This is a genomic window from Streptomyces sp. CB02400 (genome assembly GCF_001905725.1).
GTDB lineage: Bacteria > Actinomycetota > Actinomycetes > Streptomycetales > Streptomycetaceae > Streptomyces > Streptomyces atrovirens.
This window is the reverse complement of record NZ_LIWB01000012.1, coordinates 17,736-34,363: the sequence shown is the minus strand read 5'-3', so window position 1 is coordinate 34,363 and position 16,628 is coordinate 17,736. Positions and strand designations below refer to the sequence as shown.

General features: G+C 72.4%; 5 protein-coding genes. 1 reads left to right on the top strand and 4 read right to left on the bottom strand.

Going from position 1 to position 16,628, the window contains the following annotated elements:
* The first annotated feature begins 78 nt into the window (after positions 1 to 78).
* Entirely contained in the window at positions 79 to 1,305 is a 1,227-nt protein-coding gene (locus AMK33_RS25985; RefSeq protein ID WP_073935393.1) for a cytochrome P450, read from the top strand.
* Here AMK33_RS25985 and AMK33_RS25980 read toward each other — a convergent pair.
* The 4 genes from AMK33_RS25980 to AMK33_RS25965 are packed head-to-tail and all read right to left on the bottom strand — an operon-like array spanning position 1,295 to position 16,528.
* The gene (locus tag AMK33_RS25980; RefSeq protein ID WP_073935392.1) at positions 1,295 to 3,277 is read right to left on the bottom strand and encodes a Gfo/Idh/MocA family oxidoreductase; all 1,983 of its coding nucleotides are present in this window, start codon (positions 3,275 to 3,277) and stop codon (positions 1,295 to 1,297) included. The two genes, AMK33_RS25985 and AMK33_RS25980, sit on opposite strands and share 11 nt — an antisense overlap.
* Positions 3,274 to 4,416 carry a saccharopine dehydrogenase NADP-binding domain-containing protein gene (locus AMK33_RS25975; RefSeq protein WP_073935391.1) on the bottom strand — a complete coding sequence of 381 codons (1,143 nt, stop codon included), beginning with the start codon at positions 4,414 to 4,416 and terminating at the stop codon, positions 3,274 to 3,276. The genes AMK33_RS25980 and AMK33_RS25975 overlap by 4 nt, the downstream gene beginning before the upstream one ends.
* Complete coding sequence (locus tag AMK33_RS25970) at positions 4,413 to 9,881, bottom strand: non-ribosomal peptide synthetase (protein ID WP_073935390.1); 5,469 nt, start codon at positions 9,879 to 9,881, stop codon at positions 4,413 to 4,415. Before AMK33_RS25970 ends, AMK33_RS25975 begins: the two co-directional genes overlap by 4 nt.
* Positions 9,878 to 16,528 (bottom strand): non-ribosomal peptide synthetase, encoded by a 6,651-nt coding sequence (locus tag AMK33_RS25965; RefSeq protein WP_235618200.1) that lies wholly within the window; start codon positions 16,526 to 16,528, stop codon positions 9,878 to 9,880. Before AMK33_RS25965 ends, AMK33_RS25970 begins: the two co-directional genes overlap by 4 nt.
* Positions 16,529 to 16,628 lie beyond the last annotated feature (100 nt).

The window sequence follows — 16,628 nt, the reverse complement described above, 5'->3', positions numbered from 1 at the left end:
AATGCATTGCTTTTCTGTAGCAACCGAAGGTGGCGATGGTTAGGATACCGATGTCGCCGTACAAAGGATTTGACAGCCATGACTGAAACCGACGCGGCCGGCGCCGCTTCCCACTCCTTTCCGATGGTCCGCGGATGCCCGTTCGCCCCACCGGAGGAGTACGCGGAACTCCGCAGGCAGGGCCCGGTGTCCCGGGTGGCCCTGCCCACCGGCCGTCAGGCCTGGATCGTGACGGGCTACCAGGAGGTCCGTGCGGTACTGGCCGACCCCCGGGTCAGCGCGGACATCCGCCATCCGAACTTCCCGGCGCTCGTCGACGGCGAGCAGGAGGTGGGCGCCAGGACGAGGCCGTTCATCAGGATGGACCCGCCCGAGCACACGCGGTTCCGGCGGATGCTGCTCGCCGAGATGACCGTCCGCAAGGCGCGCCGCATGCGCAGGGACATCCAGCGCATCGTCGACGAGCGCATCGACGAACTGCTCGCCGGCGGCCCCCCGGTCGACCTGGTCACCCACTTCGCCCACACCGTGTCCAGCACGGTCATGTGCGAGCTCATCGGAGTACGACGCACCGATCCGTGGTTCCGGCGCGTCACGGGGACCCTGGGCTCCCAGGTCTTCGGTGGCGGCGCCAGCACCGCGGAAGGCGCGGCGGAGGGCATCGGCGCCCTGTCCGCCGTGGTGGACGGGATCATCGCGGAACGCGAGACCGACCTCGGCGACGACCTGCTCAGCAGACTGACAGCCGAGCGGCTGCACACCGGCGAGGTGAGCCGTGAGGAGCTGATCACGACCATCGCGATCCTCGTCGTGGCCGGCTGGGAGACCACGACGAACCAGATCGCCCTGAGCGTGCTGGCACTGCTGGAGAACCCGGACCTGATCGCGGAGCTGCGCGCGGACCACACCAGGTTCCCGGCCGCCGTCGAAGAACTCCTTCGCGTTCTTTCGGTCGGCGACTCCATCGCCCTGCGTACCGCCACCGAGGACATTCAGTTCGGGGAGCACGTAATCCGCAAGGGCGATGGAGTCATCCCTCTATTGGCGGCAGCAAATCACGATGAGAATGCCTTCGAAGCGCCCGAGAAAATTAATCTCGAGCGGAAAGGAAAACAGCACGTCGCATTCAGCTACGGCATTCACCAATGTGTCGGCCAGAACATTGCCCGCCTGGAACTGGTGACCGCGATCAGCACCCTCCTGGACCGTATTCCCACGCTCCGCGCGGCGGCCCCCCTGCACGCGGTCCGGTTCCGGCACGAAGGCATCGCCTTCGGACCGGAACAGGTACTCGTCACCTGGTGACCGTCGGCCGTTCCGCACCGCGCAGCACGCCCAGGTGCGGAACGGCCGCTCCATGGGGCGGTGGCGGTGTCTCGAGCGTCAGTCCCGCCTCCTCCGCGATCCGGTCCAGGGTCACCGTGTGCCAGTGGTACGCGTCCCGCACCTCCCGCACCAACCGTGTCCCGTCGAACACGCGCCAGGTCGTCTCCAGACGCATCAGCTCCTCACCGGCGGGCTCACCGGCCATCCACCACTCGTAGCGCAAGCCGCCGAGAGTGGCCTGGCGCAACCGGGTCGCGGGCATCGACACCGGGGTGTACAGCCCCATGAGCTCGACGACGAGCGGCGCGCCCGGCGTGAGACGGTCGGCCAGGTCCCGCAGCAGCGCACGGCGCCGGTCCGGGTCCAGGTGTCCGAGCACCCCGCAGGCGACCGCGCCGCAGATCCGGTCGGGCAGGACGAGGTCGTTCGCGGCGTCGGGCAGCACCGTCACCCGCTCCCCGATTCCGGGGTCCTCCGCGAGCCGGCTGGTGAGGATGGCGCGCATACCCGGCGAGGGCTCGGCCGCGACGATCCGGCAGTCCGGATAGGCGGCGGCTATCTGACGGGTCACCAGGCCGCTTCCCGCGCCGATGTCCAGCAGCGGACCGGTTTTCGGGTCGATGCCCGCGAGCGAGGCGACCACCGCGGGGCCGGTCCGGTCCGTGTGCTCCCGGGCCCCGAGGTCGAAGAACTCGGCCGGCTGGGTGTACCCGGCGCCGGGGGCGTCGCCCTCGGCGCCGGACGGCTCCTGCACGGCCGGCGTCGGCTCGGCCGACGTGGGTGACGCGCCCTCCCGGACCGGCCCGCGGCCACGACGCTCCCCCGAACCACCGGTGCCGGAAACGATCAGGTCTGTCACGGCCAGCGGAGCGGGCGCGGGCGGGCGGATCAGTTCGGGAGGACCGAGGCGGGCCATCAGATCCCGCCAGACGTGGAAGACGGCCAGGTCGTGCTGCGCGGTACGCAGGACGTCCGTGCCCTCCCCTATCGCATCGCGCAACGCGCTGAGCGCATCGGTCACCGCCGACGGCCACAGGTCGGAGAAGACCCCGTCGAAGCTGTGCGGATCCTGCGCGGGATCACCGACGACGGAATGCGTCGGCAGCTTCAGCCACTCCGCGCCGGGACCGGACCGGAAGACGAGCCGGTGCCCGTCGTCGCGCGGCGAGTGCATCCGGGGGTGCCAGAGCACCGGTCCGTGGGTGTCCGCGAGCGTCAGCACGCCGCCCTCGGTGGCGATGGCCACGCGGTGCCAGAAGAGCGCGTGGTTGTCCCGGTCCCCCGGATGGATCTGGTTCTGCACGCGCAGCGTCAGAGGTGCTCCGGCCAGGGCGCCGTGCAGCGTCCGCACCGGCGCCCGTCCGTCGGACGCGGCGAGCACCTCGTCCCCGACGGCCGCGACGTCCCCGAGGTGCCACGGGCGCAGGCCGCCGAGCGCCCTGCCCAGGATGTCGATCAGGGGAGCCAGTACGTGCACCGGGGACGCCGCGTCGACGTACAACACTCTTTGCCGGGCGCGGAGTCGACGTGCCGCTTCGAGGAAGACGCGCACGGGCTCCACGTGGACGTAATGGGTGTTGACGCGGTACTGCAGCTTCCGTTTCCTGGCGACGCGCAGGGTGTCCGACAGCTCGTCCGGATGCAGGGGGTGCTCCTGGAGCACATGCACCCCCCGGTGCAGGAGCGCCTGGCTCAGCTCGGTCCCGGACCCTCCCATCACGGCCGACGGAACGACGACGCAGGCCACGTCGATGTCGTCGGGCAGCTCGTCGACACCGGTGCAGCAGGGCACACCGAGCCGTTCGGCGGTCTCCCGGGACTGGCTGCTCCCCTTGGCGAGGATGCCCGCCAGCTCGAAGTCCGGGTGCTCGCGTACGGCGTCGATGTAGAACCGGCCGAAGTTGGTGCCGGCCACCACCGTCCGCAGCGGCCGACCGGGGGAGGCGTTCACAGCTCACCGTCCTCGAAGTCGTCGCCCGCCTGCTCGCCGGTGTGGCCTTCGCCTTCGTAGACCGAGAAGTCCGCCGCCCCGGTGCGGGTCAGCTCGTCGATCGCCTCGGCGGGCTCCAGGACGTCCCCCGCGAAGTGCAGACCGGGTGGGACACGGCCGTTCCCGAGGGCGCGGACGGTGTGTGCGGCCACGGCCGCCGTCAGCCGGTAGCTGTCGTCCGTGCGCACGACGGCGGTGCGGCGCCGGTCCGGTCCCGACAGGGTGAGCACCAGGCGGTAGTAGGGCTCGGCGCCCGCCAGGTCGATCTCGCCCGCCCGGATGATGCGCCGGACCAGTTCCTCCCGCTGCTCGGGCGTGTCGACGGGCAGGGTCGGAAGCGCGGTGAACAGGGCGCGCACCTGGCTGCCCGGGAAGACGTTGTACCACTCGGCCTCGGCCAGGCCGGTGGTGCGCGCGCCGCGTTCCGTCTCCGCGGTCAGCAGCGGCTGCAGGGCGACGCGTTGCGGGTAGTGCGGCACCTCGGCGTTCTCGTTCACGCGCAACGCGCGCGGGACGCGCCGACCGTTGCGCCAGGCCGCCAGCGGATGCCCGTAGGGCTCGCCGCCCGCACCGCCGACATCCAGCGAGAGCAGGATGTCGGCGGCGACGGTCGCGGTGGCGCGTTCCAGTCCGCCGGCGTAGGCGACCAGGCGCGTCGCACGCGTCGCGTCCCGCTCGGCCAGTTCCGTCAGCCGCCGGTGGACCAGGAGGGAGAGGCCGGGCACGGTGCCGGCCGACAGCACGACGGTACGGCCGGCCGGCACCGCGCCGGTGGCGGTCAGCGCCTCGTGCACCGGGTCGTCGCCGAGGACGTCGACGTAGTCGGCATCCGCGGTGAGGGCGGCCCGGGCCACCGTGTCCTTCAGCGCGTAGCTGGGCCCGGCGCAGTTCACGACCACGCGGCAGCCCGCACAGAACCCGGCGAGCGAGGCGGCGTCCAGCGCGTCCACCGCGCGGGTCTCCACGCCGGTCCGGTCCGTCTCCACGCGGATCGCCTCGGGCCTGCGGGCGCCCAGTCGCAGCGGCCCGTCGCCCGCTCGCGCCAGGGCGGCGGCGACGTGGTGCCCCACCGTCCCGGACGCTCCCAGGATGCCGATCACGCTTCCATCCCTTCGATGATCTCGCGCAGATGCCCGAAGACGGTCGGCACGTTGTCGCCGGTCATGCAGGTGAAGTGCTCGCCCGGGATCTCGCGGCTCTCCAGGTCGCCGAGGCAGATCTTCGCCCAGTGGTCGGTGATGGTGTCCGCGCTGCCGGGGAAGGGGTACGCGCCGTTGTGCCGCAGGAAGGTGATGTCGCCCGCGTACGGTTCGGCCCGGTGCCGGCTCAGCGCGTACGTGCTCTGCTGGTAGGTGCGCAGCGCGCGCAGCAGTCCCTCGGGCTGGTAGGTGCCCTCCAGCGCGGGAGGCAGCGCCTCGCACATCCTGGTGACGCGGGCCATGCGCGGCAGCGACTCGAGGTCCGTGAACGCCTCGGCGATGTCCGCGTACTCCCCGTCGAGGTCGGCGAGTGCACCGTCGACGATCGCGTCGGGCGAGCGCTCCAGTACGGCGCCGACCGCGGCGCCCACCCGGTCGGAGTCGGCCGGGAACCCGATGTGGGCGTGGTCCATGCCCATCATCAGGGAGAAGGAGTACTCGGAGAGCAGTTCGTCGTCGATCCGGAAGGTCGGGCTGTGACTGCTGATGACGGTGAGGCCGCGTACCTCCGCACCGGCCTCCGTCAGCCCGCGCGCCACCTCGGTGGCGATGACGCCGCCCACGCAGTAGCCGACGACGTCGAAGGACGTGTGTCCGGCGTCGAGCAGGGCCCGCACGTACCGTGCGGCGAGCCGGTCGATCAGTCCGTTCGGGTCGGCGTTGAGGAACGTGTCCAGCTCCGGGATCTCCAGGCCGACCAGTCCGTTGCGGCCGGCCGTCCTGTTGCGGATCTCGGTGATGAGCGGCCGGTAGGGAAGGAGCGTGCCGGTGCCGGCGTGCACCAGGACGGTCACCGGCCGCGACGGGGGCGTCTCGACCAGCGTGACGATCGGGGAGGCCTCGCTCCCCTCGCTCTGCTGGTCCACCGAGACGTCACGCAGGTAATCGGCCAGTCCGGCGACCGTGGGCCGGCGCAGCAGGTGCCGGAGGACGACCTCCCACTCCAGGTCCCACTCGAGGCCGTCCAGGCCTTCGAGCCCGTCCCTGAGCCTGCCGACGATGCGTGCCACGAGCAGGGAGTCCCCGCCGAGGTCGAACAGGTCGTCGTCGCGGCCGACCTCGTCCAGCTCCAGCAGCTCGGCCCACAGGGCCGCGATGGCCCGTTCCAGCTCGTCCCGGGGTCGGCTCGAGGTGGGCGCGTCGGCCTGCCGGTCGGTCTGCGCGGCCCAGGTCTCGAGCTTGGCGCGGTCCAGCTTGCCGTTCGCGGTCTTCGGCAGCTGATCGAGTATCTGCCACCGGGCCGGCACCGAGTACTCGGGCAGCAGTTCCGCGCAGCGGCTGCTCAGTTCCGTCACCGCGACCGGTGCCCGTGCCGGCTTGGGCTGCACGAAGTACAGCCGCCGGCCGTAGGCGGCGGCCTCCTCCGGTCCGGCGGGGTACTCGGCGGCGATACGGCCGTCCTGCGCACCGAGCAGCGCGGTCCACTGCTGCGCGGTCAGGAAGGACTGCTCGTCCGCCGCGCGGACGTCGGTGAACGGTCCCGCGTGCTCGGGGAGGAACTCGGTGGAGATCCGCAGGGCGTGGTCGTCGTCGCCGGCGTTCTGCAGCAGGACGAGCCAGCCGCCCGCCGTGACCAGTGAAGTCAGCCGGGCGAGGGCCGCCCCGGCGTCCGGGACGTTGTCCAGCACCCCGACGCAGATCAGCACGTCCACGGAGTGGGGCGGGAAGCCCTGTTCGCGGGGGTCCTCCGCCGGGTCGAAGGAGGCGCACCGGACCCGCGGGTCGTCCGCGAAGCGCTGCTCGACCCGGGAGCGGTGCCGGGAGGACGGATCGGTGGCCAGGTAGTCGAAGGCGGCGTCCCCCAGGGCGGGCACGAGCTCGGTCACGGCACCGCCACCGCGCAGGCCGACCTCCATCACGCGCAGGGGGGTGCCCTCCGGACGGTCACGGGCCATCTCCGTGACGCCGGCCACGAGCACCCGGTGCAGCGCGTGGGCCGCGGGGTTGCTCTTGTAGGCGGCGTCGAGCGCGTCGGCCGAGGCGCCGGAGAACGGCAGGTCCACCGGGTCGGCCCGGCCGGTGAGCAGCGACGGCAGGATGCGCGCGCAGTTGCGGACCATGGCGAACAGCTCGGGGCTCCACTGCGCCTCGCGTTCGCGTGCGGCCGCGTCCTCCCACGCCTGCTCGGTGGCCCCGAGGGCGGGGACGGACAGGTCCCGGTAACCACCGGCGTCCTCCCTGAGCCTGCCCGCCGCCACCAGACCGCGCAGCCAGCGGCGGACCAGACGGTGGTGCGCCGGGTCGACCTCCAGCGTCTCGCAGATCCGGTCGGCCGTCCGGGGCTCTTCCGGTCCGGCGAACGCGGGGGCGAGCGTCTCGCACACGGCGGACAGCGCGGCGGCGTTCAGTGCCGTGCGGAAGGCCGTGAGCGCGGGCAGGTCGATGCCCTTGGCCGCGTCCCGCATGGCCCGCTCGAAGACGGACTGGAGCGAGGCCGGCACCGGCAGCGGTTCGCTGAGGTGGGCGGGCTCGACGAAGGCGGCGAGCGTACGGGGGGTCGTCCGGCCGGCGTCGCCGCGACCGCCCGCCACGACGACGGCCGCCGCGCCGACGGAGGGGAGGGACTCGACGGCCGCCTGGATCTCACCGAGTTCGATCCGGTAGCCGCGGATCTTCACCTGGGTGTCCGCCCGGCCCTGGAACTCGATGACGCCGTCCGGGTGGTAGCGCCCGAGGTCGCCGGTGCGGTAGAGCCGCTCGCCGGTGACCGGGTGCTCGATGAACGCCGCCGCGGTGCGCTCGGCGTCGCCGAAGTACCCCTGGGCCAGGCCGACTCCGCCGATGTACAGGTCGCCGGTGACCAGGTCCGGACGGGGCCGCAGTGCGGAGTCGAGGACGTGGAAGGCCTGGTTGGCCAGTGGCTTGCCGTACGGAATGCTGCGCCGGGCGCGGTCGGTGTCGGAGACCGGGTGGTGGATGGACCAGATGGACGCCTCGGTGGCGCCGCCCAGACTGTGCACCTCGGCGGCGGGGGCCCAGCGCCGGACCGCGTCCGGGAGGCTGACGGGGATCCAGTCCCCGGAGAGCATCATGAGCCGGACGGAGGGCAGTGGCGGGTCGTCGGAGCGCAGGTAGTCGTGGAGCATCTGGAGCTGCCCGGGCACCGAGTTCCAGACGGTGACGTTCTCCCGCCTGACCGTCTCGGCCCAGCTGGAGGGGTCGCCCCGACGTTCGGGGTGGGGCATCACCACGGTCGCGCCCACGGACAGCGGGCCGAACAGGTCGTAGACGGACAGGTCGAAGCCGAGTTGGGCCAGGGCGAAGACACGGTCGTGTTCCGTGACCGCGAACCGGCGGTTGATGTCGACGACGGTGTTCAGCGCGGCGGCGTGGCTGATCATCACGCCCTTCGGCGCGCCCGTCGAACCCGAGGTGTAGATGACGTAGGCCAGGGAGTCGGGCTCGGCCTGTGTCTCGGGTGCGGCGGCCTCGCTGTCGGGGAGGACGTCCACCGCGATGACCGGGATGCCGTCCGGCCGGTCGCCGTCGGCCAGCCAGGACTGGGTGAGGACGGCCCGCGCCTCGGCGTCGGCCAGGATCGCGTCGCGGCGCCGGGGCGGCTGCGTGGTGTCCAGCGGCAGGTAGGCGGCACCGGCCATGAGCACACCGAGGACGCCGGCCGCCTGCTCCCAGCCCTTGTCCATCGTGATCGCCACGATCTGCCCGGAAGTGACGCCCCTCGTCGTCAGGGCCCGGGCGACGCCGCTGGCCCGCGCGACCAGCTCGCGGTAGGTGACCTCGCGGTCCTGGTCGAGGACGGCCACGCGGTCCGGGGTGCGGCGCGCGGTGTCGAGCACGGCCTCGTGCAGCAGGGCACGGGGGACCGGAGCGCTGGTGTCGTTCACACGCGCGCGCACGGCACGGGTGTGCTCGGGAAGGTCGATCTCCGCGGGTGCCGACCAGCTGCCGGGGTCCTGGGCCAGGCGGTGCATGAGGGCGGTGAAGGCGCTGAACAGGTCGTCGGCGGTGCCCTCCGCGAGGACGCCTTCCCGCACGTCCCAGCTCAGCGCGAGACCGTCGCCGCGCTCCATCACCTGGCAGTCGATCCAGACCTGCGGCGTCTGCGTCTGGGCGTGCCGGACCACGGCCTCCGGCTGCCGCATGGTGGCGGAGCCGAGGGTGCTGGTGAACACGACCGGCATGAGGAGGGTCTGGGCCTCGCGGAGCCGGGCCATCTCGGTCAGCACCTGGCTGCCCGTGAACAGCGAGTGGGCCAGGTCCTCCAGCAGGTTGGAGCTCACGGTGCGGACGCGGTCGGCGAAGGCCTGCGGCTCCCGCAGGTCCACGGCGAGCAGTTCGACGGAGGTGAAGTCGCCCACCAGCCGGTCGACGTCCTCGTGCAGCGGAAGCCGGGTGAAGGTGGGGAGGTTGAGCATGAACTCGGGGTTGCGGCTCCACCGGCCGATCACTTCGGCGAAGGCGGTCAGGGCCGCGGCGGACATGGGGATCCCCAGCGCCGCGGCGTTGGCTTCGAACGCCTTGCGCTGCTCGGCGCTCATCACGGTCTCGTACCGGCGGAAGGAGCCGAGGGCTCCGGTGCCGTCCGTGAGCGGCAGCTCCGGGGGGCCGGGCAGGTCGGGAAGGCGCCGCAGCCAGTAATCGCGGTGCCGGTTGTACTCGCTGGTGAGCGTCTGGCGGCGGCGCGCCAGCACGTAGTCGCGGAACCGGGCGTTCAGCGGCGCCAGTGGCCGGCCGTGGTACACGTCCTCCAGCTCCGCGAGGACGATCAGGAGGCTGGCGTAGTCCACGATGAGCTGGTCGATGGACAGGTGCAGCAGCAGTGCGTCGTCACAGCGGGTCATCCGGAGCTCGAAGAGCGGCGGCCGGTCGGTGGGGGGTACCCGTGCGGCCAGTTCGTCACGGACGTCCGCCACTCGGCGCTCCACGTCCGCCGCCGAGGCCCCCCTCATGTCCTCGACGGGGATCGGTGTCGCGGGGATGCCGGGCAGCACCTCCTGGGAACCGTCCGGGTGCACGACCGCCCGCAGCATGTCGTGCCGTTCCACGATCGCCCACCATGCCTCGTTCAGCCGGTCCGGATCGGTGTCGGCGGGGTAGGCGAGTTCGGTGTAGACGTGGCAGGCGACGCCGCCGTAGCCGTAGGCACTGCCGCGGCCGACCAGGTACGCGCCCTGGATGTCGGTCAGCGGGAACGGCTGGTGGGCGGCGTCGGGTTCGGGGACGAGGCGGGTGGCCTGCGCCCGTTCGGACAGATGGGCCAGCACGTCCTCACGACGCGAACGCAGCAGCGCGCGCCGCTCCTCGGTGAGTGCGCCCTGGGGGGCGCGGAAGCGCAGCTTGCCGTCCTCCTCCCAGAGCCGGATGCCGTGCCGCTCCAGGTCCGCGACGATGTCCTGCGCTTTCATATCTCTCCACTCTCTTCGAACTCATCGGTGACCTGCGTGCTCTCGATGCGCGCTGCCAGGTCTGCCAGGGTCGATGCCGCCAGGAAGGCACGTACGGGTACGTCCGTGCCGAAGAACTCGTTGACGGCTCCGACGAGGCGCAGAGCTGTGAGGCTGTCGCCGCCCTCGCTGAAGAAGTTGGCGTTGCGGTCGTGTACTCCGGTGCCGAGAAGGTCGGACCAGATGGCCGCGATACGGCGCTCGACCTCGCCCTTCGGCGGCCCCCCGGCCTCGTTCTCCGAGGCCACCGAAGCCGCGAGCGCGGTCCGGTCGATGTCTCCGTCGTCAGCGACGGGCAACCGGCCGAGCCCGTCGACGAACGCGAAGCGGCCGGGTGTGGCGTGCGCGGGGAGGAGCCTCTCCAGGTGCTCGGGGACACCCGTCGGCCGCTCGCCCACCGGGACGATCACCGCGTGCAGCCTGCGGTCGTCCTCCGCTCCGGTGACGAGGACCACCGCGCGGGCGATTCCCGGGTGCGTCTCGAGGGCTGCCTCGACCTCGTCCGGTTCGACGCGCCGACCGCCGATCCGGATCGACTGCCCGGAGCGTCCGAGCAGGTCGAGCGTTCCGTCCGGCCGGTGGCGCGCCCGGCTTCCGGTGCGGTACCAGCGTGTCCCGTCCTGTTCGACGATCCGGCTGAGGTGCCCGCCCCCGGCCTGCTCCGTGATCCCCTCATCGCTGATCCACAGTTCACCGCCGACCCAGTCCGGGCAGTCCCGTCCGGCGGCGTCGACCACGCGGTGCCGCCGGCCGGCGAGCGGCAGGCCGGACGGCATGGGCGTCGCATCGGCGGGATCCGCTGTGGGCGGCTCGTACGCGCCGGCCCACAGAGCCGTGCCGGGCACGGTGCTGAGCGAGACGAACCGGCATCCCCGGCCTGCCAGGTCGCGCAGTCTGCGCGGCAGGTCGTGGCCCACTCGGCCGCCCGAGACCATCGCCAGGCGAAGCCGGGCGGGAACACGGGCTTCGGCCGCCGGCGATTCCGCTTCGGTGAGGAGCCGGTCCAGCAGGAACGGAGTGCTGTTCCACACCGTGACGTCGTGCCGGACCGTGAGCCGCGCCAGCGCGGCGATGTCGGCACGATCGGCGATGCCGGGCAGTACGAGCGTCGCGCCGGTACCGAGCAGACCGAAGACGTCGAACACGGAGCGTACGGTGTCCGGTTCGGACAGCGCGATCCCCCGGTCCCCCTCGCCCACCGAGTACCGCGCCCGGATGTCCGTCAGCGTGCCCTGGACCGCCGCGTGGCTGAAGGTCAGAGGGCCGTGCTCGGTGAGGCGGACGTGAGCGGGAGTGCCTGGATCACCGCGGAACGGTGCGGCCGGAGTGGCTGACGCCATGACGTCGGAGACGGTGACCGTCCGTACTCCGCCGATACCGGCGCCGGGGGCGCCGGTGACGACGAGGGCGGCCCCCGCCGACTCGCAGTGCCCCGCCGCGACGTCGACGTCCGCTGCGGGCCGCAGCGGCAGGTAGGCGGCGCCCGCGGCCAGGGTTCCGAGGGCCGCCACGATCTGGTCGACTCCGCCGGGCAGCAGGAGCGCCACCGTGTCACCGGGGCGGACGCCGTGGTGGGCCAGCCCTCCTGCCATCAGGGTGGCGCGCTCCGCGAGTCGGCCGTACGTGAGGATGTCGCCGTCCGGCATGAGGAGCGCCGTACGGTCCGGGTCGGCCTCGGCCCGTCGGAACACGTCCTCGTGCAGGAGGCCGGCGGGGACGGGCCCGGGGGCGCCGGTGATCCGTTCCCGCGCTTCCTTCTGCTCGGGCGGCAGCGCGGCGGGGAGCGGACCGGGCTGCCAGTCCTCGTCGGCCAGCCGGTCGAGCATGCGGCAGTAGGAGTCGAACATGGCGTCCAGCACTCCGGGACGGAACAGCTCTTCGATGGCGTCCCAGCTCACCAGGATGCCGCCGGAGGACTCCGTCACCTGGTTGTCGAGCATGACCTGCGGCGTCTGCGAGATGCCGAAGACCTTGGCCGGGAAGGTCCCGCTCAGGTCCTTGGCCGCCCGGTCGCCCACGCCCACCGTGCTGCTGAAGACCACGGGCATGGCGGCCTCGACCGTGCCCGTGCGCCGGGCGAGCTCCTGCATGAGCCAGATCGCGGACGCCTCCCTGTGGTCCAGGTCCTCGCCCATGACCTGCTGGAGCCGGTGCGCGGCGTCGAGCCAGCTCTCGCCGGGCCGGGGCTTGTGGCCGATCAGCGACACCGACGTGAAGTCGCCGACCAGACGGTTGATGTGGGGATGCACCGGCAGCCTGTTGAACAGGGTCAGGTTGACGGTGACCCCGTCCTGGTCGCTCCAGGCCGCCAGGACCTCCACGTAGCAGATCAGCAGCACCACCGAGGGCGTCAGCCCGTGCTGCCGGGCCCGCTCCCTCAGCGTCTCCCACCGGTCGGCCGCCAGCGGCCGGCTGCGGCGGGTGAACCAGGGGCGGGTCACCGCGGCCGGGTCGCCGGCGAGCGGCAGTTCGGGGGCGGGCGGCAGGTCGTCCAGCCTGCGCAGCCAGTACTCGCGGGCCCGCTCGACGTCGTCCTTCTCCGGGACGACGTCGAGGACGTAGTCCCGGAAGGAGATGTCGATGGCGGGCAGTTCGGTGTCCGGATCGGCGTGGAGCGCGTCCAGTTCGGCGTAGAGGGCCATGATGGAGGCGCCGTCGAGGACGATGTAGTCGAGTCCGACGGCCAGCCGGGTCCGTGTGCGGCCGCCGCTCGGATAGCGCACGGCCCGGATGTCGAAGAGGGGCCACCGGGTGAGGTCCAGGCGCCGGTGGGACGACTCGGCGCGCAGGCTGTCCAGCACGGCGGGCGCCTCGTCCTCCGTGCCGACCTCGGTGACCGGGACGGTGAAGCGGGGCACGTCGCGCAGGATCCGTTGCCGGCCTTCGTGGTCGAAGACCGCGCGGAGCATCTCGTGGCGCTGGATCAGCGTCTGCCAGGCACGTTCGATGCGGGCCAGGTCGACGTCGACGCCGTCGAACTCGCTGTAGTGGTAGGTGCCCACACCACCGAGCGGCAACCGGTCGTCGCGGCCGATCCAGAAGGCGCGCTGCACGTCGGTGGGCGGGAACGGCTCGTGCCGGTCGGCGACGTCGCCGGTGCCCAGGGTCGTGGCACGGTGTTTCTGCCGGGTGAGGGTCGCGGCGAAGTCGGCCAGCTCGGGGCGGGCGAACAGCTGGGCGACGCGCGCCCCTCCGACATCGCGTGCGCGCAGAGCGGCGATCACGCGGGTGGCCAGCAGGGAGTCCCCGCCGAGTGCGAAGAAGTCGTCGTCGCGTCCGACGTCGGAGGCGCCGAGGAGTTCGGACCAGACCTGGGCGAGGGTGGTCTCCGCCCAGCCCATGGGCGGCTCGCCGCGTCCGTGTCCGGAGGCCGCCGCTCCCGCCTCCACCAGTGCCGCGGCCTTCTTGCGGTCGGGCTTGCCGTTGGCCGTCAGCGGGAGGGTGTCGACGATCTCGATGCGGGAGGGGACCATGTAGGCGGGAAGCCGCTGTGTGAGGCTGTCCCGCAGGTCGGTCTCGGTGGGTTTTTCCGTGGGGGTGCCGGCGGCGACGAGGGCCAGCTGGGCCGGCCGGCCGGTCACCAGGGCCACGCAGCCGGAGACGTCGGGCCGGCCGGCGGCCGCGGCTTCCACCTCACCGAGTTCGATGCGGTGTCCGCGCAGCTTGATCTGGTGGTCCACGCGGCCGAGGAACTCCAGCACGCCGTCGGAGCGGTACCGGGCGCGGTCGCCGGTCCGGTACCAGCGCCTGCCCTCGTGCGGGACGAACTTCTCGGCAGTGCGGTCGGGGTCGCCGCGGTAGCCCTCGGCCAGTCCGGCGCCGCTCATCCACAGCTCTCCCGCGACCCAGTCCGGACAGTCCCTGCCCCGCGCGTCGACCACGCGGGCCCGCATGTTGGGCAGCGGGACGCCCCAGGGGATGGAGGCCCAGCCCGGGTCGACCTCGTCGACCTCGAAGACCGTCGAGTGCACCGCGGCCTCGGTCATGCCGCCCAGCGCGACGAACCGCGCGTCGGGTACCAGGGCGTGCAGGCGTCCCGGCAGGTCCATGCCCACCCAGTCACCGCCGAGCAGGACCAGCCGCAGCGTGTCGCCCAGTCCCTCGGGGTCGGCCTCGGCCGCGGTGAGGGTCATGTCGAGCAGGGCGGGGACGCAGTTGACCAGGGTGATCCGGTGCTCACGCATCAGTCGGATCCAGTGCTGCGGGTCGCGTTGGGCCGCCTCGTCGATCAGGACGACCGAGCCGCCCGCCGACAGCGGTCCGAACAGGTCGTAGACCGCCATGTCGAAGTCCAGCTCGGCCAGGGCCAGTCCGCGGTCGGACGCCCGCACCCCGAAGCGCGCGTTGATCGCGGCGAGGGTGTTCATCGCGGCGCCGTGGGAGACGTCCACCCCCTTCGGGGCACCGGTGGACCCGGAGGTGAAGATCGTGTAGGCGACCGACGAGACAGGCTGGTCCAGCACCGGAGACGCGGGCTGCAGGGCGTCGGCCGCGTCGAGGGTGAGGACGCGGGGCGAACCGCCGTCGGCCCGGGCGGACAGCTCCACCGCGCCGGGCACGTCGGTCAGCACCGCCGTCGCCGCGGCGGCCTCCAGGACGCGCGCCGCACGCTCGGCGGGCTGGTGCACACCGACGGGAACGTAGGTCGCGCCGGCTCCCAGCACGCCGAGTACCGCCGCGACCTGTCCGGCCCCCCTGGTGAGACGCACCGCGACCGAGTCACCCCGCCGGACACCGGCGTCGGTGAGCAGCGCGGTGACGCGCCCGGCCCAGGTCCGCAGTTCCTGGTACGTGAGGGGGCGGCCCGTCTCGTCGATCAGCGCCACCCGTTCGGGCTGCTCGGACGCGGCCCGGTGGAACCCCTCGTGCAGACGCTCGGCCACTGCGGGCGCGTCGGTGTCGTTGACGCGCTCACGGACACGGGCCTGGTCGACAGGAAGCTGGGTCCCCACGGGGCGGGCCCACGCGTCCTCGTCGTCCAGCAGGGTCTCCAGCAGGTTCCGGTAGGCGTCGAAGGCCGCGGCGGGCACGCCGGACGCGAACAGCTCCTCCCTGACGTCCCAGTTGAGCAGGAGGCCGCCGTCCAGCTCGGTCACCTGTGCGTCCAGCCACACCTGGGGGCCCTGGGAGATGATCCAGGAAGGCTCGCCGAAGGTCTTCCGCACGGCGCGGTCGTAGACCTCCCCGAGGCCGAGGGCGCTGGTGTACACGACGGGCGCGAGGACGGGCGTGCCCCCCGCGGCACGGGAGAGGTCCCGCAGGACCTCGACACCCGAGTACGAGCCGCGCGCGATGGTTCTGCGCAGCTCCGCCTGGATGCCCCGTGCCGAGTCGGCGAACGGGCGCTCGGTGGCGAGGTCGACGTCCAGCAGGACGGAGCTGCTGAAGTCACCGATCAGCAGTTCGGTGCCGGGCCGGCTCAGGTCCCGGTCGAACAGGGGGAGGTTGAGCAGGAACCTCGGCTCGGCGCTCCAGGCGGCGAGCACCTCGGCGAACGCGGCGGCCAGCACCGCCGTCGGGGTCACTCGTTGCTGCCTGGCCCGCTCGAGCAGGACACGCTTGCGCCGGGACGTCAGGTGGTGGTGCAGGCGAACGGTCCGGTGGTACCGCGGTGCGGCGGATTCCGGGCTGAGCGGGTCGACGACCGTGGGCAGTCGGGGCGGGGCGCTCAGTCCGTCCAGCCGCTCGCGCCACCAGTCGCGCGCCGCGGCCACTTCGGCCTTCCGGCGCACCCGGCTCTCCCGCAGATGGTCCCGGTAGCTGTGGCCGATGTCCGGCAGCGGGGTGTCCGGATCGTCGTAGAGGTGCCGGAGGTCCGCCAGGAGGACACGCATGCTGGCTGCGTCGGCGCCGACCATGTCGAGATCGATGTGGAGGCGGGTCCGGTTGTCGGGCAGCAGACTGAGCGCGACGTCGAACACCTCACCCTGCTCGACGTCCATACGGCGGTGGGTGTGGCGGTCCCGCAGCCGCTCGAGCCCCTCGGCGCAGCCGTCGGCCGGTTCCTGGGTGAAGTCGTGCACCGTGATGGCCGGTTGTACGGGCTCGGCGAGAATCTGCTGCCGACCGTCGTCGAGCACCTTGACCCGCAGCATCTCGTGACGTCGGCGCAGCTCGGTCACGGCGGCGGCGAGGCGCTCGGGGTCGAGGCCGGTTCCGTCGAGTTCGGCGTAGAAGTGCGCCCCGACGCCGCCGAGGGGCTGGTCGTCCTGGCGTCCGATCCAATAGGCGTGCTGCATGACGGCCAAGGGGAACGCACCGTCCGAGGGCTCCTCGTCCCACCTCTGTGCGTCCGCTTCGGGCAGGCCGGCCCGTGTCGGCCCCGGGGTGTCCGACTCGTCCGACAGCACTGTGGCCGGGGCGGCGCTCAGAATGGCCAGCCATTCCCGCAGCGTCGCCGCCTCGGCGAGCTGCTCGTAACCGACCCCGATGCCCTGACGGCGCCAGTCGGCCGTGAGCCGGATGAGCCCCAGGGAGTCGAGCCCGAGCTCGAACGGGTCGGCGTCGAGTGTCACTTCCGTGCGGGGGACGTCCACGGCGGCGGCCACCGCCGCGAGCACCTCCGAGTCCCCCAGTTCCGCTCGTCCCGGTGCAGGCGCTTCGCTCACGAGTTCCGGTTCCTCCCTCATCACACCGCCGTATTCTCAAATGACAATCATATTCACTTAGCCTAGCCTAGACGCTTGTTGACGTTTGCACCAGCCACAA

What these genes read in the sequence shown, in the direction of transcription:
- AMK33_RS25970 (WP_073935390.1), bottom strand. Translation starts at nt 9,881, where the DNA reads ATGAAAGCGCAGGACATCGTCGCGGACCTGGAGCGGCACGGCATCCGG.
- AMK33_RS25985 (WP_073935393.1), top strand. Translation starts at nt 79, where the DNA reads ATGACTGAAACCGACGCGGCCGGCGCCGCTTCCCACTCCTTTCCGATG.